Source organism: Allobosea sp. AAP35 (genome assembly GCF_001295925.1).
In the GTDB taxonomy this organism is placed as follows: Bacteria; Pseudomonadota; Alphaproteobacteria; order Rhizobiales; family Beijerinckiaceae; genus Allobosea.
This window is the reverse complement of record NZ_LJHQ01000003.1, coordinates 405,273-430,112: the sequence shown is the minus strand read 5'-3', so window position 1 is coordinate 430,112 and position 24,840 is coordinate 405,273. Positions and strand designations below refer to the sequence as shown.

23 protein-coding genes are annotated in these 24,840 nt (G+C 64.7%); 3 read left to right on the top strand and 20 right to left on the bottom strand.

The window, feature by feature from the left end; translation table 11 throughout:
• Positions 1–41: 41 nt before the first annotated feature.
• The 18 genes from IP69_RS03095 to IP69_RS03010 all read right to left on the bottom strand — a co-directional run bounded on the left by IP69_RS03095 (position 42) and on the right by IP69_RS03010 (position 16,585).
• Positions 42–833, bottom strand: coding sequence for a biotin--[acetyl-CoA-carboxylase] ligase (locus tag IP69_RS03095; protein WP_248306680.1), 792 nt, complete (start codon positions 831–833; stop codon positions 42–44).
• A 105-nt stretch (positions 834–938) separates the two neighbouring features.
• Positions 939–2,366: an NADH-quinone oxidoreductase subunit NuoN gene (gene nuoN / locus IP69_RS03090; RefSeq protein WP_054141312.1), complete on the bottom strand. Its 1,428-nt coding sequence runs from the start codon at positions 2,364–2,366 to the stop codon at positions 939–941.
• Between the two features lie 11 nt (positions 2,367–2,377).
• Entirely contained in the window at positions 2,378–3,889 is a 1,512-nt protein-coding gene (locus IP69_RS03085; RefSeq protein WP_054141433.1) for an NADH-quinone oxidoreductase subunit M, read from the bottom strand.
• A gap of 4 nt (positions 3,890–3,893) precedes the next feature.
• Positions 3,894–5,963: an NADH-quinone oxidoreductase subunit L gene (nuoL, locus tag IP69_RS03080; protein ID WP_054141311.1), complete on the bottom strand. Its 2,070-nt coding sequence runs from the start codon at positions 5,961–5,963 to the stop codon at positions 3,894–3,896.
• 26 nt (positions 5,964–5,989) lie between these two features.
• Positions 5,990–6,298 carry an NADH-quinone oxidoreductase subunit NuoK gene (nuoK, locus tag IP69_RS03075; RefSeq protein ID WP_054141432.1) on the bottom strand — a complete coding sequence of 103 codons (309 nt, stop codon included), beginning with the start codon at positions 6,296–6,298 and terminating at the stop codon, positions 5,990–5,992.
• Positions 6,295–6,918 (bottom strand): NADH-quinone oxidoreductase subunit J, encoded by a 624-nt coding sequence (locus IP69_RS03070; RefSeq protein WP_054141431.1) that lies wholly within the window; start codon positions 6,916–6,918, stop codon positions 6,295–6,297. The genes nuoK and IP69_RS03070 overlap by 4 nt, the downstream gene beginning before the upstream one ends.
• A gap of 261 nt (positions 6,919–7,179) precedes the next feature.
• Positions 7,180–7,668, bottom strand: a complete 489-nt coding sequence (nuoI, locus tag IP69_RS03065) for an NADH-quinone oxidoreductase subunit NuoI (protein ID WP_054141310.1) — start codon at positions 7,666–7,668, stop codon at positions 7,180–7,182.
• A 20-nt stretch (positions 7,669–7,688) separates the two neighbouring features.
• On the bottom strand, positions 7,689–7,928 hold the full coding sequence (locus IP69_RS03060; RefSeq protein ID WP_054141309.1) for a hypothetical protein: 240 nt from the start codon (positions 7,926–7,928) through the stop codon (positions 7,689–7,691).
• Positions 7,928–8,947 (bottom strand): NADH-quinone oxidoreductase subunit NuoH, encoded by a 1,020-nt coding sequence (gene nuoH / locus IP69_RS03055; protein ID WP_054141308.1) that lies wholly within the window; start codon positions 8,945–8,947, stop codon positions 7,928–7,930. Before nuoH ends, IP69_RS03060 begins: the two co-directional genes overlap by 1 nt.
• 6 nt (positions 8,948–8,953) lie before the next feature.
• Entirely contained in the window at positions 8,954–11,017 is a 2,064-nt protein-coding gene (nuoG, locus tag IP69_RS03050; protein ID WP_054141307.1) for an NADH-quinone oxidoreductase subunit NuoG, read from the bottom strand.
• Between the two features lie 10 nt (positions 11,018–11,027).
• The gene (locus tag IP69_RS03045) at positions 11,028–11,234 is read right to left on the bottom strand and encodes a hypothetical protein (protein WP_054141430.1); all 207 of its coding nucleotides are present in this window, start codon (positions 11,232–11,234) and stop codon (positions 11,028–11,030) included.
• Between the two features lie 5 nt (positions 11,235–11,239).
• Positions 11,240–12,544 (bottom strand): NADH-quinone oxidoreductase subunit NuoF, encoded by a 1,305-nt coding sequence (gene nuoF, locus IP69_RS03040; protein WP_054141306.1) that lies wholly within the window; start codon positions 12,542–12,544, stop codon positions 11,240–11,242.
• Positions 12,545–12,554: 10 nt separating this feature from the next.
• Positions 12,555–13,511: an NADH-quinone oxidoreductase subunit NuoE gene (gene nuoE / locus IP69_RS03035; RefSeq protein ID WP_054141305.1), complete on the bottom strand. Its 957-nt coding sequence runs from the start codon at positions 13,509–13,511 to the stop codon at positions 12,555–12,557.
• A complete protein-coding gene (locus IP69_RS03030; RefSeq protein WP_054141304.1) occupies positions 13,511–14,701 on the bottom strand; it encodes an NADH-quinone oxidoreductase subunit D in 1,191 nt (396 codons plus the stop codon). The genes nuoE and IP69_RS03030 overlap by 1 nt, the downstream gene beginning before the upstream one ends.
• A 12-nt stretch (positions 14,702–14,713) precedes the next feature.
• Complete coding sequence (locus IP69_RS03025; protein WP_054141303.1) at positions 14,714–15,319, bottom strand: NADH-quinone oxidoreductase subunit C; 606 nt, start codon at positions 15,317–15,319, stop codon at positions 14,714–14,716.
• The gene (locus tag IP69_RS03020; RefSeq protein ID WP_054141302.1) at positions 15,316–15,567 is read right to left on the bottom strand and encodes a hypothetical protein; all 252 of its coding nucleotides are present in this window, start codon (positions 15,565–15,567) and stop codon (positions 15,316–15,318) included. Before IP69_RS03020 ends, IP69_RS03025 begins: the two co-directional genes overlap by 4 nt.
• Before the next feature lie 3 nt (positions 15,568–15,570).
• On the bottom strand, positions 15,571–16,155 hold the full coding sequence (locus IP69_RS03015; RefSeq protein ID WP_054141301.1) for an NADH-quinone oxidoreductase subunit B: 585 nt from the start codon (positions 16,153–16,155) through the stop codon (positions 15,571–15,573).
• Between the two features lie 64 nt (positions 16,156–16,219).
• Positions 16,220–16,585 carry an NADH-quinone oxidoreductase subunit A gene (locus IP69_RS03010; protein ID WP_156323269.1) on the bottom strand — a complete coding sequence of 122 codons (366 nt, stop codon included), beginning with the start codon at positions 16,583–16,585 and terminating at the stop codon, positions 16,220–16,222.
• Positions 16,586–16,665: 80 nt separating this feature from the next.
• On the opposite strand from IP69_RS03010, the gene IP69_RS21265 reads away from it, so the two are divergent.
• From IP69_RS21265 to IP69_RS02995, 3 genes are all read left to right on the top strand, one after another.
• On the top strand, positions 16,666–17,268 hold the full coding sequence (locus IP69_RS21265) for an HdeA/HdeB family chaperone (RefSeq protein ID WP_197279633.1): 603 nt from the start codon (positions 16,666–16,668) through the stop codon (positions 17,266–17,268).
• 2 nt (positions 17,269–17,270) lie between these two features.
• Positions 17,271–17,885, top strand: a complete 615-nt coding sequence (locus IP69_RS03000; protein ID WP_054141298.1) for a D-Ala-D-Ala carboxypeptidase family metallohydrolase — start codon at positions 17,271–17,273, stop codon at positions 17,883–17,885.
• Between the two features lie 182 nt (positions 17,886–18,067).
• Entirely contained in the window at positions 18,068–19,063 is a 996-nt protein-coding gene (locus IP69_RS02995) for a sensor histidine kinase (protein WP_054141297.1), read from the top strand.
• A 13-nt stretch (positions 19,064–19,076) separates the two neighbouring features.
• Here the strand turns inward: IP69_RS02995 and IP69_RS02990 are convergent, their stop codons facing one another.
• Positions 19,077–19,433 carry a response regulator gene (locus IP69_RS02990; RefSeq protein ID WP_054141296.1) on the bottom strand — a complete coding sequence of 119 codons (357 nt, stop codon included), beginning with the start codon at positions 19,431–19,433 and terminating at the stop codon, positions 19,077–19,079.
• A 223-nt stretch (positions 19,434–19,656) separates the two neighbouring features.
• Positions 19,657–24,756, bottom strand: a complete 5,100-nt coding sequence (locus IP69_RS02985) for an Ig-like domain-containing protein (protein WP_054141295.1) — start codon at positions 24,754–24,756, stop codon at positions 19,657–19,659.
• Positions 24,757–24,840: the final 84 nt, after the last annotated feature.

The window sequence follows — 24,840 nt, the reverse complement described above, 5'->3', positions numbered from 1 at the left end:
ACCGTCCTGGATTCCTTCGCTCCGCTCGCAGTGACGTTGGATCAGGCTCGTGGCTCATCCAAGGGCGGCTGCCCGAAGAAGAGATCGCCGGCATCGAATTGGCGCGGGCCGGCCGCGGTCTCCAGTAGCAGCCGCCCCGTGGCGTCGATGCCGGAAAAAACGCCGGTGACGGCGCCCTCGGCGGGCCTGATCGTGATCGTCTGCCCCAAGAAAGCGGCCCGTTCGAGCCAGGCCTGCCGAATGGCCGCGAAACCGCCCCCCGATTGCCAGGTTGCGAAGCGTGCAGCCCAGGCGTCGGAGAGTGCGGCGAGTGCGGCCTCGATCGTCGCTTGCGGCGCATGCGCCTTGAGGAAGCTCGCCGGATAGGGTGTGCCCTGCGCGCAGGAGGCGATGTTGATGCCCAGTCCGGCGACGACGGCAAACCGTCCTGCCCCGCTTTCGCCCTCGAGCAAAAGGCCAGAGCATTTGGCGCCGTCGATCAACAGATCATTGGGCCATTTCAGCCCGAGCCTGGGATCGTTGAGACCCGTGACCTTCGCTGCGGCGTCATGGAGCGCCAGACCCGCGACGAAGCCGAGCTGTGGCGCGCGCACCGGCTCGCAAGGGTCGACCAGCAACAGGCTGGCGTAGAGATTGCCGGGCGGCGAGGTCCATTGCCGCCCGTGGCGGCCGCGACCGGCGTTCTGGCTGCGGGCGACGATCCAGAGCTGACCGGGCTCGCCCTGCTGAAGCGCGCGGCGCGCCTCCTCCATTGTGGAGCCGACCTCTTCGCGAACAACCAGCCGGTAGCCGGCGGCACGGGCGGCTTCACCGAGCATGAGACGGGTCGTCATTCTCGGGCGCAGCGTAGCGAAGACCCGAGAATCTCCGGCCGGATGAAACACCGGCGACTTCGCGTCCTGAGATGCTCGGGTCAGGCCCGAGCATGACGGCCACACTCAAAACAGCGACTTCGCCGCAGCGCCAGCCGAGTTCAGCAGCGGGGCGGGCAGCAGCGACAGCGCCAGGACGAACAAAGCCGAGACCAGGAGCACGGCGCGCACGCCGATGTCGCCCTTCTCGAAAGCGGGCTTGGCCTCGTCGAAATACATCAGCTTGACCAGCCGCAGATAATAATAGGCGCCGACCACGCTGGTGACGACGCCGATGACGGCGAGCACATAGAGCTTGGCGTCTATGGCGGCCAGGAAGACGTAGAACTTGGCCCAGAAGCCGGCGAGCGGCGGAATACCGGCGAGCGAGAACATCATCATCGCCAGCGCGAAGGCCATCCAGGGATTGGTGCGCGACAGGCCGGCAAGCTCGCCGATCTCCTCGACCGCCTTGCCGTCGCGGCGCATCATGAGCATGCAGGCGAAGGCGCCGAGCGTCGTGGCGAGATAGATTGCCATATAGACCAGCACGCCCTGAACGCCGCTCGCTGTGCCGGCGGCGAGGCCGACCAGCGCGTAGCCTATATTGGCGATGGAGGAATAAGCGAGCAGGCGCTTGATGTTGCTCTGACCGATCGCAGCAAAGGCGCCAAGGCCCATCGAGGCGATCGCGATGAAGATGACGATCTGCTGCCATTCGTGCAGCGCGCCGGGGAAGGCGCCGACGAAGATGCGCACGACCATCGCCATCGCCGCCATCTTGGGGGCGGAGGCGAAGAAGGCGGCGACCGGGGTCGGCGCGCCCTCATAGACGTCGGGCGTCCACATATGGAACGGCACCGCCGAGATCTTGAACGCGACGCCGGCCGCGATGAAGACGATGCCGAAGATCAGGCCGATGCCGGGGTTGCCGCCCTGGACCGCCGCGGCGATGCCGCCATAATTGACCGTACCGGTGAAGCCGTACACCAGCGAGGCGCCATAGAGCAGCATGCCCGAGGAGAGAGCGCCGAGGACGAAGTATTTCAGGCCGGCTTCGGTGGATTTGGGATTGTCGCGGTCGAAGGCGGCGACGACATAGAGCGCCAGGGACTGCAGTTCGAGGCCGACATAGAGGCTGATGAGGTCATTGGCCGAGATCATCATCATCATGCCGACCGTCGAGAGGACGATCAGGATCGGGAACTCGAACCGCATCGTGCCGTCGCGACGCAGCGAGTCCGAGGAGAGCAGGATCGCGGCGGCCGCGCCCAGCAGCGTCAGCACCTTGAAGAAGCGGGCGAAGCTGTCGACGACGAAGCCGTCGTTGAAGGTCAAAACCCTGCCCTCGCCCGAGAGCACCAGCACCAGCGCGAGCGCAAACAGCGCCAGCGCCGCGCCTTCGAGCAGGCGCGTGGCGCGTTCGCCGCGGATGGCGCCGTACAGCACCATGGCGATGGCGCCCAGCGCGAGGATGATTTCCGGAAGCGCCGGGCCGAGAGCGGGCAGAGCCATCCTGACAGACCTTACTGAACGACCAGCATCGCCGTTTTCGCGGCGGTGAGTGCGGCCTGATAATTCTTGATGAGGGCTTCGGTCGGCGCCGCGAAGGCGTCGAGGATCGTACCCGGGCGGATGCCGTACCAGACCGTGAGGAGCACCAGCGGAACCAGGATCACCATCTCACGTGGATTGAGATCCAGGATGGCCTTGAGCTCGGGCTTGACCAGTTCGCCGAACATGACGCGGCGGTAGAGCCACAGCGCATAGGCCGCCGAGAGGATCACGCCGAAGCAGGCGATGAAAGCGACCCAGGGGTTGGCCCTGAAGGCGCCCATCAATGTCAGGAACTCGCCGACGAAGCCGGCCGTGCCGGGCAGGCCGACATTGGCCATCGTGAAGACCATGAAGATTACGGCATAGACCGGCATGCGGTTGACCAGGCCGCCATAGGCGGAAATCTCGCGCGTGTGCATGCGGTCGTAGATGACGCCGACGCAGAGGAAGAGCGCGCCCGAGACCAGCCCGTGGCTGACCATCTGGAACATCGCGCCCTGGATGCCCTGCGGCGTCAGGGTGAACAGGCCCATCGTGACGAAGCCCATATGGGCGACGGAGGAGTAGGCGATCAGCTTCTTGATGTCCTCCTGCATCAGCGCCACCAGCGAGGTGTAGACGATGGCGATGACGGAGAGCGCGAAGACGAAGGAGGCGAAGTAGTCCGAGGCTTCGGGGAACATCGGGATCGAGAAGCGGATGAATCCGTAGCCGCCCATCTTCAACATGATCGCGGCCAGCACGACGGAGCCTGCGGTCGGCGCCTCGACGTGGGCGTCGGGCAGCCAAGTGTGAACCGGCCACATCGGCATCTTCACCGCGAAGGAGGCGAAGAAGGCCAGCCACAGCCAGGTCTGCATGCCGGCGGGGAATTTATGCGCCAGCAGCGTCGGGATGTCGGTGGTGCCGGCATGCCAGTACATCGCCATCAGCGCCAGCAGCAGCAGAACCGAGCCGAGCAGCGTGTAGAGGAAGAACTTGTAGGAGGCATAGACGCGCCGCTTGCCGCCCCAGATGCCGATGATCAGGAACATCGGGATCAGGCCGCCCTCGAAGAACAGGTAGAACAGCACGAGGTCGAGCGCCACGAAGACGCCGATCATCAGCGTCTCCAAGATCAGGAACGCGACCATGTATTCGCGCACGCGCTTCGTGATCGAGGTCCAGGACGCCAGGATGCAGAACGGCATCAGGAAGGCGGTCAGTACCACGAAGGGGAAGGAGAAGCCGTCGACGCCGAGCTTGAACTTGATGGCCTCGGAGACCCAGGCATGGGTCTCGACCATCTGGAAGCCGGGATTGGCGGGGTCGAACTGCGCCCAGGCGAAGCAGGCGAGCACAAAGGTCGCGACGGTGGCGGCCAGCGCCGCATAGCGCGCATTGGAATCGACCGAGGCCTCGTCCCCGCGTTGCGCGAGGATGAAGGCCGCGCCGACCAGCGGCAGGATCAGAAGACCGGTGAGTATACCGAAACCGAACATCATCTCACCCGCGCGCCACGAGATACCAGGTCACGAAGCCTGCGACGCCGATCAGCATGGCGAAGGCGTAGTGATAGACATAGCCGGTCTGGAGCCGCACGACCCGGTCGGTGACGTCCACGACCCGGGCGGAAATGCCATCGGGGCCCATGCCGTCGATGACGAAACCGTCGCCCTTCTTCCAGAGGAATTTTCCGATCCACATCGAGGGCTTCACGAACAGGAAGTCGTAGAGTTCGTCGAAATACCACTTGTTGAGCAGGAATTTGTAGAGGGCCGGATTGGCCGCGGCGAGCTTGGCCGGGACGTCGGGGCGCAGCACATACATATAAAGCGCCAGAGCGAAGCCGATCAGCATGGCGACGAAGGGCGACCAGATCACCCATTTCGGCACCTCGTGCATCTCGTGCAGGATGTGGTTGTCCTTGCCCGTGAAGAGCGCGCCCTTCCAGAAGCCGTCATAGCCGTCGCCGATGAAGACGCCCTTGAAGGCGAAGCCGGCAGCAATAGCGCCGAGCGACAGCACGGCGAGCGGGATCAGCATCACCAGCGGGCTCTCATGGGGCTTGTGGTCATGGCCGTGATGATCGCCATGCACGTGTGCGCCATGAGTGTCCTCATGGGCCGGCGGAGCGTGGTCGGGATGGCCGCTCAGGGGCGCGTCAGCGTGACCATGCGCATCAGCGGCGTGCGCGTGCCCGTCAGCACCGTGGCCCGTCCAGCGCGGCTTGCCCTCGAAGGTCATGAAATAGAGTCGCCAGGAATAGAACGAGGTCATGCAGGCTGCGACTACCAGCAGCACATAGGCGTAGGACGCGACGAAGCCCTTATGCGCAACGGCAGCATAGGCGCTCTCGATGATCGCATCCTTCGAGAAGTAGCCGGCGAGCAGCGGGAAGCCGGTCAGCGCCAGCGTGCCGATGGTCATGGCGGCGGCCGTCAGCGGGATGTGCTTCCGCAATCCGCCCATGTTGCGCATGTCCTGCTCGTGATGCATCGCATGTATGACCGAGCCGGCGCCCAAAAACAGCAGCGCCTTGAAGAAGGCATGAGTGAAGAGGTGGAAGACGCCGGCCGAATAGGCCCCAACGCCGAGCGCCACGAACATGTAGCCGAGCTGCGAGCAGGTCGAGTAGGCGATGACGCGCTTGATGTCGTTCTGCACCAGGCCGATCGTGGCGGCGAAGAACGCCGTCGTCGCGCCGATGACGATGACGACGGTGAGCGCGACCGGCGCATATTCGAAGATCGGTGACAGGCGCGCGACCATGAAGACGCCGGCGGTGACCATGGTGGCCGCATGGATCAGCGCGGAGACGGGCGTCGGGCCCTCCATCGCGTCGGGCAACCAGGTGTGCAGCAGGAACTGGGCCGACTTGCCCATGGCGCCCATGAACAGGAGCAGCGCGGTCAGGGTCAGCGCGTTCCAGTCATAACCGAGGAAGCGGAAGGTTCTCTCGGTCAGCCCGGCGATCTGCGGGAAGATGGTGTCGAAGGCGACCGAGCCGGTCAGCACGAAGACCAGGAAGATGCCGAGCAGGAAGCCGAAATCGCCGACGCGGTTGACGATGAAGGCCTTCATCGCGGCCGCGCAGGCGGAAGGCTTCTGGTACCAGAAGCCGATCAGCAGATAGGAGGCGAGACCGACGCCCTCCCAGCCGAAGAACATCTGCACCAGGTTGTCGGCGGTCACCAGCATCAGCATGGCGAAGGTGAACAGCGACAGATAGGCAAAAAAGCGCGGCCGATGCGGATCCTCATGCATGTAGCCGATCGAATAGACATGCACGAGCGAGGAGACGGTGTTGACGACGACGAGCATCACCACGGTCAGCGTGTCGATGCGGAAGGCCCAGTCGACCTGCAAGCCGCCCGAGGCCATCCAGGTCGCGACCTGGATACGGGTGGTGCCGGCGCCGAAGCCAACATTGAAGAAGGCGATCCAGGACAGGACCGCCGAGACGACCAGGAGGGCCGTGGTGACGATCTCCGAGCCGCGCGCGCCGATCAGCCGGCCGAAGAGGCCGGCGATCAGGAAGCCGATCAGGGGGAGGAAAACGATCGCGTGATACATGGGGCGGTTCCGGGCGCGGGCGCGCCTCAGCCTTTCATCATGTTGATGTCTTCCACCGCGATCGTGCCGCGGTTGCGGAAGTAGACGACGAGAATGGCAAGCCCGATGGCGGCTTCGGCCGCGGCGACCGTAAGCACCAGCAGCGCGAAGATCTGTCCGACGATGTCGTTCAGGAAGCTGGAGAAGGCGACGAAGTTCAGGTTGACCGCCAGCAGGATCAGCTCGACCGACATCAGGATGACGATGACGTTCTTGCGGTTGAGGAAGATGCCGAGCACGCCGAGCGTGAACAGGATCGCGCCGACGGCGAGGTAATGGCCAAGCCCGATCATCAGACCGTCTCCTCCGGCAGGGCGGCGCCCGATTTCACCTGCTTGACATCCATCGCGGTCGCCTTGGTGCGGGCGTTCTGCTGGACGATGTCCTGGCGCTTGACGCCGGGGCGCTCGCGCAAGGTCAGCACGATGGCGCCGATCATGGCGACCAGCAGCACGAGGCCGGCCGCCTGGAAATAGTAGATATACTGCGTGTAGAGCACCCGCCCGATCGCCTCGGTGTTGGTGATGCCGGCGGGGATGGCCGCGACCGGCGCTCTGACGATCTGCGGGTCGATGACCCAGGCGCCGACCACCAGCAGCAGTTCGACCGCGAAGATCAGCCCGATCAGCGCCCCGATCGGCAGGTAGTTCAGGAAGCCTTGGCGGAACTCGGCGAAATCGACGTCGAGCATCATCACCACGAAGAGGAAGAGCACCGCGACAGCGCCGACATAGACGACGATCAGCAGCATCGCCAGGAACTCGGCCCCGAGCAGCAGGAACAGGCCGGCCGCATTGACGAAGGCCAGGATCAGGAAGAGCACCGAGTGAACGGGATTGCGCGAGGTCACCACCATGAACGCCGAAGCGACTGTGATGCCTGCGAAGAGATAGAAGAAAGCCGCTGCGGCATTCATCTCGGTCAGCCTTTCCGCCAATCGGGGCGGCTCTCGTTGTCAATCACGTCCGACTCTCGTCGAGGCGCCGTTTGGAGCGTCTATAGTCAGGCCCACCGGCTGCGACAACCGCGCGACGGGTCTGGCTCAGTCTCGTTCCCACCCTCTCCGTCATTCCGGGCGAAGACCCGGAATCCATCGTAGAGAGCGGTGCCCTCCGATGGATTCCGGATCAGCGCTGCTGCGCAGCTTGTCCGGAATGACGTCGGAGATGGTCAATTCTCACCGATACGGCGCATCCATCGCGATGTTGCGCGCGATCTCGCGCTCCCAACGGGCGCCGTTCGCCAGCAACCGGTCCTTGTCGTAGAACAGCTCCTCGCGGGTCTCGGTCGCAAACTCGAAGTTCGGTCCCTCGACGATGGCATCGACCGGGCAGGCCTCCTGGCAGAAGCCGCAATAGATGCACTTGGTCATGTCGATGTCGTAGCGCGTGGTGCGGCGCGTGCCGTCGTTGCGGCGCGGGCCAGCCTCGATGGTGATCGCCTGGGCCGGGCAGATCGCCTCGCAGAGCTTGCAGGCGATGCAGCGTTCTTCACCGTTAGGATAACGACGCAAGGCATGCTCGCCGCGGAAGCGCGGGCTGAGCTGCCCCTTCTCGAAGGGGTAGTTCAAGGTCGCTTTCGGCTTGAAGAAATAGCGCATCGACAGCGCGAACGCGCCGACGAACTCCTTCAGCAGCAGACCCTTGGCGGCTTGTGCGAGCGACATCGCCTTCTCGTCCTTCCAACTCAGCCAAACACCGTCTGGCCGATGAGATAACCCAGCACCGGCGTGACGCCGATCATCAGCACCATCAGCGCCACCCTGACCAAACCGATGCGACGCTCGTAATCGTCGCGCTCGGCCTGGGTCTGCGATCGATCGGTCCGGCGCAAGGCCCCGATGACCACGCCAGACACGATCCGGTATTCCACGATCCCCAGCACGAGCCCGATCAACGCGCCGATCAGGCCGGCCGAGACCGCCATCAGCGCACCGGACCCCAGCCCGTGAGCTGCAGCACGAAGGCCACCACCACGACCGAGACCAGCGACAGCGGCAGGAACACCTTCCAGCCCAGCCGCATCAGCTGGTCGTAGCGGTAGCGCGGCACGAAGGCCTTCACCATTGCGAACATGAAGAAGACGGCGCAGACCTTGAGCATGAACCAGACCACGCCTGGCACCCAGGTGAAGGGCGCTACGGGGAACGGCGGCAGCCAGCCCCCGAGGAACAGGATCACCATCATGGCGCACATGGTCATGATCGCCACGTATTCGCCGAGCATGAACAGCAGATACGGGGTCGAGGAGTATTCGACCATGTAGCCGGCGACGAGCTCCGATTCCGCCTCGGGCAGGTCGAAGGGCGGCCGGTTCGTCTCCGCCAGCGCCGAGATGAAGAAGATCACGAACATCGGAAACAGCGGCAGCCAGTACCAGCCGAACATCCCGAACCGGCCGTTCTGCGCCTCGACGATCGCCGAGAGGTTCAGCGAGCCGACGCAGAGCAGCACCGTGATGATCACGAAGCCGATCGAGACCTCATAGGAGACCATCTGCGCGGCCGAGCGCAGCGCGCCCATGAAGGGGTATTTCGAGTTCGAGGCCCAGCCGGCCATGATGATGCCGTAGATGCCCAGCGACGAGATCGCCAGCACATAGAGGATGCCGACATTGATGTCGGCGATCGCCCAGCCTTCGGCGACCGGAATCACCGCCCAGGCCGACAGGGCCAGCAGGCAGGTGACCAGCGGCGCCAACAGGAAGACGCCCTTGTTGGCGCCCGACGGAATGATCGGCTCCTTGAAGGCGAATTTCAGCAGATCGGCGAAGCTCTGGAACAGGCCGAAGGGGCCGACCACGTTGGGGCCGCGCCGCAATTGCACCGCCGCCCAGATCTTGCGATCGGCCAGCAGGATATAGGCGATGAAGACCAGCAGGCAGGCGATGAGCAGGAAGCTCTTGCCCAGCATGATCGCGAGATCGAGAACGAGGTCCCAGTTCATGGCCGCTTACTCCGCCGCCTGCTGCAGCCGGCCCGAGGCCAGCGCCGAACATTCGGCCATCACGGCGGAGGCGCGCGCGATCGGGTTGGTCTGGTAGAAATCGGCGATCGGCGAAACGAAGCCCGCCTTGTCGGTGTTGCCGCCGAGATCGGCGAGCTGGCCGAGCCCGGTGGCATCCGCCGTCTGCAGCGTGTCGAGCGCGGCGAAATGCGGATGCGCCTGATAGAGCGTCTTGCGCAGTCCCGACAGCGAATCGAAGGGCAGCGTCTGGCCCAGCGCGGCCGAAAGAGCCCGCAGGATCGCCCAGTCCTCGCGGGCATCGCCCGGCGGGAAGGTGGCCCGGTCGGTCATCTGCACGCGGCCTTCGGTGTTGACGTAGGTCCCGGACTTCTCGGTGTAGGCCGAGCCCGGCAGGATAACATCGGCGCGATGCGCGCCCTTGTCGCCATGCGTGCCCTGATAGACCACGAAGGCGCCCGCCGGCACCTCGATCTCGTCGGCCCCGAGCAGGAACAGCACGTCGAGGGCACCGGGTGCGAGCATGCCGGCGACGTCGAGGCCGCCCTCTCCCGGCACGAAGCCGAGATCGAGCCCGCCGACGCGGGAGGCGGCCGTATGCAGCACGCCGAAACCGTTCCAGCCGTCCTTGACGACGCCGAGCGCACGGGCCGCCTTGGCTGCCATGGCCAGGATCGCTTCGCCGTCCGGGCGGGCGAGAGCGCCCTGCCCGATCAGCAGCATCGGCTTCTGACGGTTGGCCGGCGCGTGATCGACGAAACCAGCGAGCGTATCGGGACCCGCGCCGAGATAGGCGTAGTCATAGGTCAGATCGACCTTCTCACCGATCAGGCCGAGCGTGAAATCGCCGCGCAGCCAGCGCTTGCGGATACGCGCGTTTAGGATCGGCGCCTCCTTGCGGGGATTGGCGCCGATGATCATCAGTGCATCGGCCTGCTCGATTCCGGCGATGCCGGCATTGAGAATGTAGCTGGCGCGGCCGAACTTCGGATGCAGCTTGGTGCCGTCCTGACGACAATCGAGATTGGCCGAGCCGAGTGAGCCCATCAGGCTCTGGAGCGCGAACATCTCCTCGACTGCGGCGAGATCGCCGGCGATCGCGCCGATCTTCGCCGGGCTTGTCGCCTTCACCTTTTCCGCGATCAGCGCAAAGGCTTCAGTCCACGACGCGGGGCGCAGCGCTCCGTTCTGGCGGATATAGGGCCGGTCGAGCCGCTGCGTGCGCAGGCCGTCGACGATGTGGCGGGTCTTGTCGGAGATCCACTCCTCGTTCACCGCCTCGTTCAGGCGGGGCAGGATTCGCATGACCTCCTTGCCACGGGAATCGACGCGGATGGCCGAGCCGACGGCGTCCATCACGTCGATCGACTGCGTCTTGGTCAGCTCCCAGGGCCGGGCCTTGTTCTGATAGGGCTTCGAGGTCAGCGCACCGACCGGGCAGAGATCGACGACGTTGCCCTGAAGCTCCGAGGTCATCGCCTGCTCGAGATAGGTGGTGATCTCCATGTCCTCGCCGCGCCCGATTGCGCCGAGATCCTGCCCACCCGCAACCTCCGTGGTGAAACGGACGCAGCGCGTGCACTGGATACAGCGGTTCATCGAGGTCTTGACCAGCGGGCCGATATATTTGTCCTCGACGGCGCGCTTGTTCTCGGCGAAGCGCGACGTGTCGGCGCCATAGGCCATGGCCTGGTCCTGGAGGTCGCACTCGCCGCCCTGGTCGCAGATCGGGCAGTCCAGCGGGTGGTTGATCAGGAGGAACTCCATCACCCCCTCGCGCGCCTTCTTGACCATGGGCGATTTGGTCGAGACCACAGGCGGCTCGCCATTGGGGCCGGGGCGCAGGTCGCGCACGCCGATGGCGCAGGAGGCCTGCGGCTTGGGCGGGCCGCCCTTCACCTCGACGAGGCACATGCGGCAGTTGCCGGCGATCGAGAGCCGCTCATGGAAGCAGAAGCGCGGCACCTCGGCGCCCGCCGCCTCGCAGGCCTGCAGGACCGTGTATTCGGCCGGTACGTCGACTTCGATGCCGTCGATGATCAGTTTGGTCATCAGCTTGCCTTCACCGCACTTCCGTCGGATCGAGCCTGCGCTCGATCCGATCCAGCCGCTCATCGATCCGATCGACACGCCGGTTCATCGCCGCCATGCCCTCCTCGACCGAGGTCATGCGCACCTTCAAATTGTGAACGTCCTCACCGACGCGATCGAGCTTGGCGTCGATACGCCGAAGCATCACCAGAACGATGTTGTCGGGCTCGTCACTCATCGTCGTCACTCCGCCGCCATCAGGCGCACGGGCTCGCTGTGCGGGTTGACGGCATAGTCGTCGATGCGCTGTTCAATCTCATGACGGAAATGCGCGATCAGGCCCTGGATCGGCCAGGCTGCGGCGTCGCCGAGCGCGCAGATGGTGTGGCCCTCGATCTGCTTGGTGACGTCGAGCAGCATGTCAATCTCGCGCTTCTGGGCGCGGCCTTCGACCATGCGCTCCATGACGCGCCACATCCAGCCGGTGCCCTCGCGGCAGGGCGTGCACTGGCCGCAGCTCTCATGCTTGTAGAAATGGCTCAGGCGGGCAATGGCGCGGATGACGTCTGTCGACTTGTCCATCACGATCACGGCGGCCGTGCCGAGGCCCGATTTCAGCTTCGAGAGCGAGTCGAAATCCATCGGCGTGTCGATGATCTGCTCGGCCGGCACCATCCGCACCGAGGACCCGCCAGGAATGACCGCCTTAAGGTTGTCCCAGCCGCCGCGCACGCCACCGCAATGCCGCTCGATCAGCTCGCGGAAGGTGATGCCCATCACCTCCTCGACATTGCAGGGCTTGTTCACATGGCCCGAAATGCAGAACAGCTTGGTGCCGACATTGTTGGGGTTGCCGAGCGAGGAGAACCACGCCGCTCCACGACGCAGGATGGTCGGCGCGACCGCGATCGATTCGACGTTGTTCACCGTGGTCGGGCAGCCATACAGGCCGACATTGGCCGGGAATGGCGGCTTCATCCGGGGCATGCCCTTCTTGCCCTCAAGGCTTTCGAGCAGGGCCGTCTCCTCGCCGCAGATATAGGCGCCTGCGCCGTGATGGACATAGAGATCAAAGGGATAGCCGTGGATGTTGTCCTGGCCGATGAGCCTGGCCTCATAGGCCTCGTCGACGGCGCGCTGCAGCGCCTCGCGCTCACGGACATATTCGCCGCGGATATAGATGTAAGCCGCGTGCGCGCCCATGGCGAAGGAGGCGATCATGCAGCCCTCGACCAGCGTATGCGGGTCGTTGCGCATGATCTCGCGATCCTTGCAGGTGCCTGGCTCCGACTCGTCGGCATTGACGACGAGATAGTGCGGGCGCCCGTCATTGACCTTGGGCATGAAGGACCATTTCAACCCGGTCGGGAAGCCAGCGCCGCCGCGCCCGCGCAGACCGGACTTCTTCATCTCGTCGATGATCCAGTCGCGGCCCTGCTCGAGCAGGAATTTGGTGCCGTCCCAGGCGCCGCGCGCCATGGCGCCCTTCAGCGACAGGTCGTGAAGGCCGTAGAGATTGGTGAAAATCCGGTCGCGATCGGCGAGCATTGTCTCTACCTCACTTCACCGGCTTGTCGGCGGGGGCTTCGGCCGGTTTGGCCGATTCCGCAGCCGACTTGGCATCGACCTTGCCATTAGCGGCGGGCGTGTCATTGGCGGCGCTCGTGGGCTGGCCCGGCTCCGAAGGCTTGGGGCGCCCGGGCGCCGCAGTCTCGGTCGCCGGCTTTGTTGCAGCGGCCGCGGTGGCGTCGGCCTTGGTCATATCGGACTTGTTCACATCGGTCTTGGCTGCCTCGGCCTTCTTGGCCTCGGCCTCGGCGGCGGCCTTGGCGGCGGCGGCTTCGGCTGCCGCCTTGCGCTGCTCGGTGACGCGCGCCTGCCAGTCGCCCGCGCCGATCACCGTGCCGTCATAGAGTGCCGGATCCTTCAGCGTTTCGCCTCCGCCGAGCGGCTCCGAGCCGGAGCGTCCGGTTTGCGAGCCGGTCTTGACCGGACGGCCGTGCCGGAGATCCTCCAGCAGGGCGGTGAAGTTCTCCGGAGTCAGATCCTCATAGTAATCGACATTGATCTGCGCCATCGGAGCATTGCAGCAGGCGCCGAGGCATTCGACCTCGAGCCAAGAGAGCTTGCCGTCGGCGCTCACCGTCGATTGCGGGCCGATGACGTCGAGGCAGACCTTTTTCAGCGCTTCCGCACCGCGCAGCGCGCAGGGCGTGGTGCCGCAAAGCTGGACGAAATATTCACCGACCGGCTGCAGGTTGAACATGGTGTAGAAGGTCGCGACCTCCATGACGCGCATCGGCGCCATGCCGAGTTTGCGCGCGACCGCCTCGATTGCGGCGCGCGGCACCCAGCCATGCTGTTCCTGGGCTTTCCACAACAGCGGGATTACCGCCGAGGCCTGGCGGCCCTGGGGGTACTTCGCGATCTGCTGGTCGGCCCAGTTCTCATTCGCCGCGTCAAAAGCGAAGGAAGCGGGCTGAACGTGATCGGGGGCGAGACGACGGACGGACATCAGCGGTCAACTTCACCAAAGACGATATCGAGGGAGCCCAGGATCGCGGAGACATCCGCCAGCATGTGCTTGCGGCACATGAAATCCATGGCCTGGAGATGGGCAAAGCCCGGCGCCTTGACCTTGCAGCGATAGGGCTTGTTGGTGCCATCGGCGACGAGATAGACGCCGAATTCGCCCTTGGGGGCCTCGACAGCGGCATAGACCTCGCCCTGCGGCACCTTGAAGCCCTCGGTGTAGAGCTTGAAGTGGTGAATCAGCCCTTCCATCGAGCGCTTCATCTCGCCACGCTTGGGCGGCACCATCTTGCCATCGAGCGACGAGATCGGGCCACCGCCATCGGCGGACAGAAGCTTCTCGCAGCACTGCTTCATGATGCGCACGGACTGGCGCATCTCCTCCATGCGGATGCAGTAGCGGTCGTAGCAGTCGCCATTCTTGCCGACCGGAATGTCGAATTCCATCTCGTCATAGCATTCATAGGGCTGCGATTTGCGCAGATCCCAGGCGGCGCCGGAGCCGCGCACCATCACGCCCGAAAAACCCCATTTCCAGCAGGTCTCGAGATCGACCACGCCGATATCGACATTGCGCTGCTTGAAGATGCGGTTGTCGGTCAAAAGGCCTTCGAGATCGTCGCAGACCTGCAGGAACGGATCGCACCACTCGGCGATGTCGTGGATCAGCGAGGTCGGCAGGTCCTGATGCACCCCTCCGGGCCGGAAATAGGCCGCATGCATGCGCGAGCCCGAGGCGCGCTCATAGAAGATCATCAGCTTCTCGCGCTCCTCGAAGCCCCAGAGCGGGGGCGTCAGCGCGCCGACGTCCATCGCCTGCGTGGTGACGTTGAGGATATGCGAGAGGATGCGGCCGATCTCGGAGTAGAGCACGCGGATGAGTTGGCCACGGCGTGGCACCGTGACGCCCATCAGTTTCTCGACCGCCAGGCAGTAGGCATGCTCCTGATTCATCGGCGCGACATAGTCGAGACGATCGAAATAGGGCAGCGCCTGGAGATAGGTCTTGGCCTCGATCAGCTTCTCGGTGCCGCGATGGAGCAGGCCGATATGGGGATCGACGCGCTCGACGACCTCGCCGTCGAGTTCCAGCACGAGGCGCAGCACGCCATGGGCGGCCGGGTGCTGCGGGCCGAAATTGATCGAGAAGTTCCGGATGTTATGCTCTGACATGGCCGGCTCCGATCACGCCGTCTTCGCTTTTTCGTCGCCCGGCAGCACGTAGTCCGTGCCCTCCCAGGGCGAGAGAAAATCGAAGTTGCGGAATTCCTGGTTGAGCTTCACCGGCTCGTAGACGACGCGCTTCTGCTCGTCGTCGTAGCGAACCTCGACATAGCCGGTCAGCGGGAAGTCCTTGCGCAGCGGATAACCCTCGAAGCCGTAATCGGTGAGGATACGGCGCAAATCGGGATGGCCGGAGAACAGGATGCCGTAGAAATCGTAGGCCTCGCGCTCGTACCAGTTCGCCGCCGGGAAGACCTCGATGATCGAGGGGACAGGCGTCGCCTCGTCGGTCTGGACCTTCACGCGGATGCGGCGGTTCGAATAGGGCGCGAGCAGGTGGTAGACGACGTCGAAGCGCTTCTCGCGGCCGGGATAGTCGGCACCGGCGATGTCAGTGAAATTCACGAACCGGAAGCGCCGGTCGCTGGCGAGCGTCCGCATCACCTCGAGGATCGACGCAGCTTCGGCATGAAGAGTCAGCTCGCCGAAGGCGATGACGGCCTCCGTCACGGCGCCCGGCAGCGCCGCCTTGATCTCTTCACCGAGTGCTAGGAGCGCTTCGCTCACTTGTGCAACTCCAATTCGCGGACCTTGGCTTCGAGCGCCTCGATGCGCTCCTCGAACTCGCCGGTGAGCAAGCGCGTCATCAGCGTGTCGGATGTCAGCGCATGCTTGAACGACGTCATCTGACCCTCGATCTTCGCCAAGCGGTGCTCAAGGAGATCGAACCGAACCGAATGCTGGTTGTGAAGCGCAGCGTTCTCCGTCCGCATTTCGCGCAGCATCGGCATGATCATATCAATCGGATCAGCCATGGCTCACCTCTCGATCGTGCCGGTGCGGCGAATCTTCTTCTGCAGCAGCAGCACGCCATAGAGCAGCGCTTCCGCCGTCGGCGGGCAGCCCGGCACATAGATGTCGATCGGCACGATGCGGTCGCAGCCGCGCACCACCGAGTAGCTGTAGTGGTAATAGCCGCCGCCATTGGCGCAGGAGCCCATCGAGATGACATAGCGCGGCTCGGGCATCTGGTCGTAGACCTTGCGCAGGGCCGGCGCCATCTTGTTGGTCAGCGTGCCGGCCACGATCATCACGTCGGACTGGCGCGGAGAGGCGCGCGGCGCGAAACCGAAGCGCTCGACATCATAGCGCGGCATCGAAAGCTGCATCATTTCGACGGCGCAGCAGGCGAGACCGAAGGTCATCCACATCAGCGACCCCGTCCGCGACCAGTTGATCAGGTCGTCGGTCGCGGTGACGAGGAAGCCCTTATCAGCCAATTCGCTGTTGATCGCGGTGAAAAACGGGTCGCGCTGACCGACAGGCAGACCATCGGGCCCGAGCAGGCCCTTGGGCGCTGGCGCGACGAGCGGATCGCCGCGGTCGATCGCTGTTGTTGCCATTTTCGTATCCTCGTGAACCGTAACTGTCAGATATGCCGCGAGCTTTGGGCTTGCGAGGCGACAGTTAGTCCCACTCCAGCGCACCCTTGCGCCACTCATAGACGAAGCCGACGGTCAGCACGCCAAGGAAGAGCATCATCGACCAGAACCCATACCAGCCAAGCCCGCCGAAGGCGACCGCCCAGGGGAATAGAAACGCGACCTCGAGATCGAAAATGATGAACAGGATCGCCACCAGATAGAACCGGACATCAAACTTCATGCGCGCATCGTCGAAGGCGTTGAAGCCGCACTCATAGGCCGAGAGCTTTTCGGGATCGGGGTTCGAATAGGCGATCGCGAAAGGGGCGACCAGCAGCGCCAGGCCAATGAACGCGGCGACGCCGATGAAGATGACCAAGGGCAGATAGTCGTTCAGCAGGGATGGCACTGGAAGAGCTTGCATGGACGATCCCGCTCCCAACGGACGACGGCGGCGCGCCGTTGGTGTCGATTAGACCTGTCATTAGAATGAAGCAAGACTTCGCCGCACCGCAGCATCGCGCAACCGGGTTGTATGCGACGCAGGCGCGGCCTTTTTCGCAACCGATTTCGGACCAGGGTTTCGATCGCGCCGGATTTTCGCCGCATATCGCGGGCTTCTCGCTGGCAGATGCTGGCGTGACGCGACACACTCGCCGCGAATCGCTTCCTGGCAATGCAAGTCCAGGCGGTGCAAGTCCTGGCGGTGCAAGCCGCGCATTTCGTGAAAGGCGCCCAATGCGCGCGCGTTCCTGGTTTCTTTCGATGGTGACCGTTCCGAAAGGCGCAGTGCCGTTTCTTGCAGCATCGACCCTGCTGCTTGTGTCGGTTGCGTCCGGTGTCCAGGCCGAGGGCGTTGATTTGACCCGGGCCAGATGCACCGATTTCACCGCGATGAGCGAGAACGACCAGACCCAGCTCTCGCTGTGGTTGGCGGGCTACTTCGCCGGAAGCGCCATGCGACCTTTGCTCGACCTCGAAAAGATCACGGCCGCGCCGACAGCCTTGATGGCGTTGTGCACCAAATCGCCAGAACTGGCCCTCGTTGGCGCCGAGACCCGTGCGATTTTCATCCCGGCGCCGACACCCTGATCATGCGGCTAGCCTCCGTCGCCGGCATCGTGCTGGCGCTCTCCTGTGTCGCGACCGCGTCCGCGCAGGACGGGCAGATGATGCGCGCGCCCTTTCCACCGCAGCGGCCCTTCGATCTGGATCTGTTGGGCAGTCCGACACTGCCCCCGATCGTCGTACCGCCCCCCGCCGAGGCGGCCGAGCCGTCGCCCCCTGGCGCAACCTCGCCGATGATGGCTGAACCTGACGAGGATCAGGGGCCCGAATGGCCGCAATTGACGCCCGGTCAAAAAGCCGGCGCAGAACCCGCATTCGACCCCAATGAAAAACCCGACAGGCCGGGAATCTCGACGGATCCCGGCACATCGACCGCCTGCCTGCCACAGCGGTTGAAGCTTATTCTCGCCAAAATCTCGGACAAATATGGCGCAGTCAAAGTCACCTCGACCTGGCGGCCGCTCTGGCGGGCACGGCGCGGTTCCTATCATCGCCGCTGCGAGGCGGTCGATTTCCGGGTACCGGGCGTTCGTCCCCGCAGCGTGATGGAATGGGTTCGGGCCCTGCCGGAGGTTGGCGGTCACAAGGTTTACTGGAACGGCATTCTCCATGTCGATACGGGGCCGCGCCGCCCTTGGTGAGAAGACGAGACAGGGCAGGTTTCGTCAGTGGCGCCGCTCCCCGACCCTGCCCTGTCAGCGTCAGCGTGAGGCATCGACCGCATCGCCTGTGTCTGCCCCGGGCACGAGTTGAGCGAAGAAACGTGGCTGTTTAGCGGCTTGTCCTCTAGAGATCAGGCCGCCCTGTCACCGCCGAGTTCGTCATGCCGCAAAACACCTCTCTCGAATGGGACGCAGCCAGCCTGCGCCGGGCGGTTCGCGCCGCTGGCGTTGCGCTGTGGGCGTGGAATGTCGACGATGACGGGTTCGCCATGGACGAGCAGGCCTTCGCGATGTGGGGCGTGCCCTATAGCGACGAGGTCAGGTTCGAAGATCTGTCCGCTCACATTCACCCCGCCGACAGGGACCGGGTTCGCGCGGCCTTTACGGCAACGCGCGGGATTGTGGGCCCCTATGAAATCGATTTCCGCATTCTGGTCGGCGACGAGATCCGCTGGATTTCGGCGCGCGGTCTCGGCAACGATTCAGGGCTGCACAAGGGACTGATGTACGGCGTCTTCCTGGATGTCACCGGGCGCAAGCAAGCCGAAGAGGGGCACGAACTGCTTGCAGGCGAAATGAGCCACCGGGTCAAGAACCTGCTGGCGATCGCCATGGGGCTGACCCATATCACGTCGCGTTCGACAAGCACGGCTGCCGAGATGGCGTCGGATCTGACGGGGCGGCTGGCGGCGCTGGGGCGGGCCCATGACCTGGTTCGCCCCCTGCCCGGGCATCAGGGCACCGCCGCCCTGCTGGGCGACCTGCTGTCGATCCTGCTTTCGCCCTATGAGGACATGGGTGCCTTCAGCGGGCGTATCCGGGTGGCCGTTCCCCGCATGGGTGTCGGTGAGGCGGCCGCGACGGCGCTGTCGCTCGTCATCCACGAATTGGCGACGAACTCGCTGAAATACGGCGCACTGTCCGCCGACGCCGGTACGCTTGATGTGTCGGGTGCCTCCGACGAGGATGAGACCACGATCGTCTGGACCGAGCGTGGCGGCCCCTCGGTCGAACCGCCCAACGGCGCCGGTGGCTATGGCAGCAAACTGGTGGTCCGCAGCATCTCCGGCCAGCTCGGCGGTTCGATCGACTACAACTGGTCGGCGGAAGGCGTCATCGTCAATCTCAAGCTGAAGACCGCAAAGCTCGCCGAATGATTGCCCGAAGGCGTCAGTCGATTTTCGCAAGAATTTCGAGAAGCTGCGCTTCGCGATAAGGCTTTGGCAGGAACACGGTTTCGGAGGGCATTTCGGACGTCTGGGGCGTCAGGCGGCCCGATGCCAGGATCAGGACGATCGGCGGCCAGCGTTTGCGGATGGCGTGGGTGAGCTTCAGGCCGTCCATCGAGCCCGGCATCTCGATATCGGTGAACACCACGCGAATATCCTCGCGCGATTCGAGCAGAACAATCGCTTCGTCGGCGCTGGAGGCCTCAAGCACCTCATAGCCCGCATCTTCGATCATCCCTACGGCATCCATACGGATGAGGGGCTCGTCCTCGACGACCAGGACAACGGGTTTGGACATGGTAGCTCCAGGTTACCTCACGCCAACTGCCTGAGACCCGCATGGTTGCGTAGCCTTGGCACCAAATCAGCAACTTATCGTTAACCGGATCTATCGGCCCCCGACGGTGACGGATCGTCCACAGTGCTGTTGGGAAGGATGGCGAGTCTGCTGGCGCACACCTTTTGATGGGAAAGGGGCGCCGTTGCGGGCGCCCCTTTTTGGTTTTCAACAAGCGTCCTAATCAAGCGAAGCGGAAGTCGTCCTGCGCGAGGCTCGCGATTTGAATGCCCTTCAACGTCAGCGTGGTGTCGGCGTCGATCGTGAAGACGGTGTCGGCGCCGACCTGGGTGGCGGCGTCGATCGCCTCGTCGAAATCGGCGAAGAGGGCCGTCGAGAACTCAATCACATCGGCGCTCGTGCCGGCGGTCTTGAAGTCGGTGATGCTGTCCTTGCCGAAGCCCGCCGCGAAGACGAAGACGTCGTGGCCGGACCCGCCGGTCAGGATGTCGTCGCCTGCGCCGCCCTCGATCCGGTCGGCACCCGAGCCGCCGTCGATGATGTCGTTGCCGGCGCCGCCGAGCACGATGTCGTCGCCCGAGCCGGCATCGACGATGTCGTCGCCCGAACCGGCCTCGATCACGTCGTTGCCGGAGCCGGCCTTGATCGTGTCGTTGCCGGTGCCGCCGAAGATCGCGTCATGGCCGGAGCCGCCGTCGAGCATGTCGTCGCCCGCGCCGCCCCAGAGCATGTCGTCGCCGGCCCCGCCCTTGAGCGTATCGCTGCCCGCGCCGCCGTCGAAGGCGTCGGCGCCGTTGCCGCCGGTGACGATGTCATTGCCGGTGCCAAAGAGCAGCTTCTCGATGTTGGTGAAGCTGTTCGTGCCGATGCCGTTTCCGGAAGCCTTGCCCGCCGCGAAATCGACGGTGATCGGCCCGGTCGCCTGCGAGAGGTCGAGGGTGTCGATGCCCGCGCCGCCATCGATGATGTCGTCGCCGGCGCTGGCCACGAAGCGGTTGTCTCCGTCATCGCCGAGCAGGATATCGTTGCCCGCGCCGCCGATGACGGTCTCGATCGAGACCAGCTCGTCCGCGCCGGCCTCGTCGCCCGACGCGGTTCCCGCCGCGAGATCGACCCTGACGCCGGCCGTGTCGGTGGAGTAATCGGCCGTGTCGATGCCGTCGCCGCCGTCGAGGAGATCATCGCCGGCGCCACCGATCAGAACGTCGTCGCCTTCGCCGCCTTCGAGCGTGTCGTCGCCTTCGCCGCCCTTGAGCAGATCGTCGCCGGCCTCGCCGAGCAGAGTATCGTCACCCTCGCCGCCGTCGATGACGTCGTTGCCGACGCCGCCCGCAACCTCGTCGTCGCCGTCTTGCGCGGCGATGACGTCGTCACCCGCCGTGCCGACAAGCACGTCGTCGCCAGGCGTGCCGAGCGGGACATAAGGGGCGACCGCGACGATCACGGTTGCGCTCGCCGTGCCGCCCTTGCCGTCGGAGACGGTGTAGCTGAACGACGCGTCGCCTGAGAAGCCCGCCTCGGGAACGAAGACGATGTTGCCCTGAGGATCGAGCGTGACGGTTCCGCCGGTGCCCGCCGCGACCGACAGGATCGTCAGCGTGTCGCCGTTGACGTCGCTGTCATTGGCGAGCAGGGCGGCTGAACCGATGGTCAGCGCCGCGCCATAGTCCGTGCCGAGGCCGGAATCATCGGCCGCGACGGGGGCTGCGTTGGGCGGGGCGATGGTCAGGCTGACCGTGGCCTGGGTGGTGCCGCCGCGTCCGTCATTCACCAGGACGGTGAAGCTGTCCTCGCCGGTGAAACCGGCCGTCGGCGTGTAGCGGTAGGTGCCGTCGGTGTAGACGAAGACCGAACCGTGCGACGGGCCCTGCATGAGGCTGAAGATCAGCGACGCGCCGGCATCGGCATCCGCGGCCGTGACCTGCCCGGTAACGAGCGTGTTCATCAGGCCGGTTGCCTCGGCATTCACCGCCGTCGGAGCCTGGTTCATCGGCAGCGTGTCGCCGGCATCGGCGATCTTGACAAAATGGACGTCGTCGAGCGCAACGCCCGCTCCCCAGGAGTCCTTCACGCCGGTGTCGATGAATTCGAGCCGGTTGGTGCCGTTTCCGGAACCGCCGACGACCTCGAAGCTCAGCGTCGTCCAGCTCGCGCTGGTCTGCGGCGGCAGGCCGTTGAAGATGACCTCGCCGTTCCACAGGACGGTCACGCCATCGTCGTAGCGCCCAACGTCGGAGTCCGACAGCGCGAAGCTGAAGCGATAGGTCGCGCCGGTTTCCGCTTCGGTGATCGTCTGGCCGATCCGGTTGCGAGCCGTCTGGCCCGCGCCGTCCAGGTCGATCCAGAACCGGCCATCCTTGGCGACGACGCCGCCATAATTATCGAGGTGCTGCTCGATGCGCTTGAAGGTGACGTTGTTCCAGCCGAGGATCTGGCCATCGGTGTTCCGGTACCCCCAATCGGAGCCGCCGTTGTAATTGCCGGACTGGCTGATGTCCTCGAAGCTGCCGTTGACGATGAGATCGGTGCCGATCGCCACCGACGAGTTCGAGGATTTGACCGTCAGATCGACCGTCGCCGTATCCTTGCCGCCATGCCCGTCATCCACCAGGAAGGTGAAGCTGTCGGCACCGCTGAAACCGGCGGTCGGCGTGTAGCGATAGGTGCCGTCCGTGTAGATCAGGACCGTGCCATGGGCCGGCCCCTCGGCAAGGCTGTAGACCAGCGAAGCTCCGGCATCCTGATCCGAGGCGGAGAGCGTGCCGGTGAAGACGGTATCCTTCAGGCCTTCGGCCTCGCCGTCCACGGCCGTCGGGGCCTGGTTCACCGGCAGGGTGTCGCCGGCATTGGCGACCTTGACGAACTTGACCTCGTCCAGCGCCGCGCCGGCGCCCCAGGAATCCGAGACGCCCTTGTCGATGAATTCGAGCCGGTTGGCACCATTGCCGGAGCCGCCGACCACATCGAAGCTCAGGGTTGTCCAGCTGGCGCTGCCCTGCGGCGGCAGGCCGTCGAAGATCACCTCGCCATTCCACAGCACCTTGACGCCGTCGTCATGATTGACGGCGTCGGAATCGGAGAGCGAGAAGCTGACCCGATAGGTCGCGCCGGGTTCGACATGCGCAATCGACTGGCCAATCCGATCGACGGTGGTGCCGGTCTGCGAATGATCCATGTCGATCCAGATCCGGCCATCCTTGGCGACAACGCCGCCATAATTGTCCCAATGCTGCTCGATGCGCTTGTTGTTGACGTTGGTCCAGCCGAGGATCTGGCCGTCCTGGTTGCGGTAGCCCCAGTCGCTCGGGCCGTTGTTGCCGGAGGATTCGCTGAGATCCTCGAAGCTGCCATTGATCATGAGATCGGTCCCGAGGAGGATTCCCTCGGCGACCGTCAGGGTAACGGCTGACTCGACGATGCCGCCATGGCCGTCATTGACCAGGTAGCTGAAGCTGTCGGCGCCGGTGAAGCCGGTCGCCGGGGTGTATTTGTAGCTTCCGTCGGCGTTGAAAACGAGCGTGCCATGAGCCGGGCCGTCACCGAGACGGTAGGTCAGCACGTCGCCATTGGCGTCCGTGGCCACGACCTTGCCCTCGAAGGGGATGCCCTGGCTGATCGTCAGGTCGACATCGGGCGTCTGTGGCGCGACATTGCCAGGCGTCGGAAGCACCGGATCGGCGATCTTGACGAGGCGGAGGTCGTCAAGCGTGGCACCGAAGCTTGAGCCTGCGCCCTCGAAGACGAGCTTGTTGGAGCCGTCACCAGTCCCGCCGGCGACCAGGACGTGGAACTTGTCCGCGGTCGCGGAGGGCACGCCCTCATAGACCACCGCGCCGCCCCAGAGCACACGCACACCGTCATCGCCCGAGGGCAGGTCGGCCAGCGAGAAGCTCAGGCGATAGGTGGCGCCGGTTTCGACGCTCTGGACAGGGTAAGACAGGGTGTCGTCCGGGAAAGCGCCCTCGGCGATCAGATCCGTGCCGACCGCGACCGTCGAGGGAATGGCAAGGCTGGGCGCGTTCGCCAGCACGGCCTGGAGCTCGGGCAGAACGGCGGCGACTTCGGCATCGCTGCCCTCCACGGCGAACGCCGCAAGCTCGGCACCCGTGAAGGTGAAACCGTCGGCGGTGGTGATCGAGGCGGGCTGATGGGCCGGGTCGACGCCATCGAGCAGGACGAGCGCGTCGCTGCCGGAGCGGATGATCAGGTTGTTGCCGTTGCGGATGACACTGACACTGGCTGGAGCGACGCCCTCGAAGACGATCGTGCTGGAGGCGTCGAGCGAAACCAGGTCGATGCCGTCGCCGGCGCGGAAGATCACCTGGTCGCCGGTCGCGACAATCACGTCGTTGCCTGCGCCGCCGGTGAGCACGTCAATTCCGTCGCCGCCGGCGAGATAGTCACGGCCCGAACCGCCGATGAGCTTGTCGTTGCCGGCCCCGCCGAAGAGCAGATCATTGCCGGCATCGCCATAGAGCACGTCGTCGCCGACGCCGCCGCGGACGATGTCATCCCCCGACATGGCATAGATCACGTCGGCGCCGACGCCGCCGTTGATCTCGCTGCCCAGATCGGTGCCGTAGGCGACGGTGGCGTTGTTGAGGAGCTTTTCGAGCGCAGGGCGCGACAGCTGCGTGTTGTCGTTGATGATGCCGTCCACGCCCAAGTTGAGGGCGTTGCGGACATCGGCCTCGGTGCCGGCGACGGTCCAGCCATTGACCTTGAGCCCGGCAGCCTGGGCCGCGGCGACCGTCTCCGCCGTGATCAGGGCCATCTGCGGCGCCAGCGCGTCCAGCACGCCCATCGAGCCGGTGGGGCTCGTCACATCGGCGATCTTCGCGTCGGTGATGTTGTTCGTCAGCCAGACGAGGGGGAGATCGATCTGGTACTTCGTTTCCATCAGGTCGCGGATGACGTTGTGGTCGGTCGCGAAGGTCTGGAAGACGAGCCGCTCGGGATCGACGAAATCACTGGCGACGAGCTTTGAAAGCAGGGCGTCGTAGGTCGCATAGCCGGTGCTCTTGGTCTCGATCAGGATGCCGAGCTTCCGGCCGGTCTCGATCTCCATCTGCTTGGTCAGCGCGATGACCTGCTCGAGGGTGACGACGCCGGGAACCACGGCCCGGACCTCCGCCAGGGTCATGTTCGCGATGCCGCCGGGAAGGTCGTCGTGATAGCTGACGAGCGCACCGTCCTTGGTCAGGCGGAAGTCGGTCTCGATGAAGTCCGCCCCGTATTTGAACGCCCAATGATAGGCGTCATACTGGTTGTCCGTATAAGGATTGGTGCCGCGATGGGCGTACAGAACGGGCATGTCAGCCATGACTCATCTCCAGAAATAGGCAGCGTCGATCGTTCCCGGCAGCAGGTTTGCTGCGGGCATGAATGAAAAACGGGTTTTGATGGC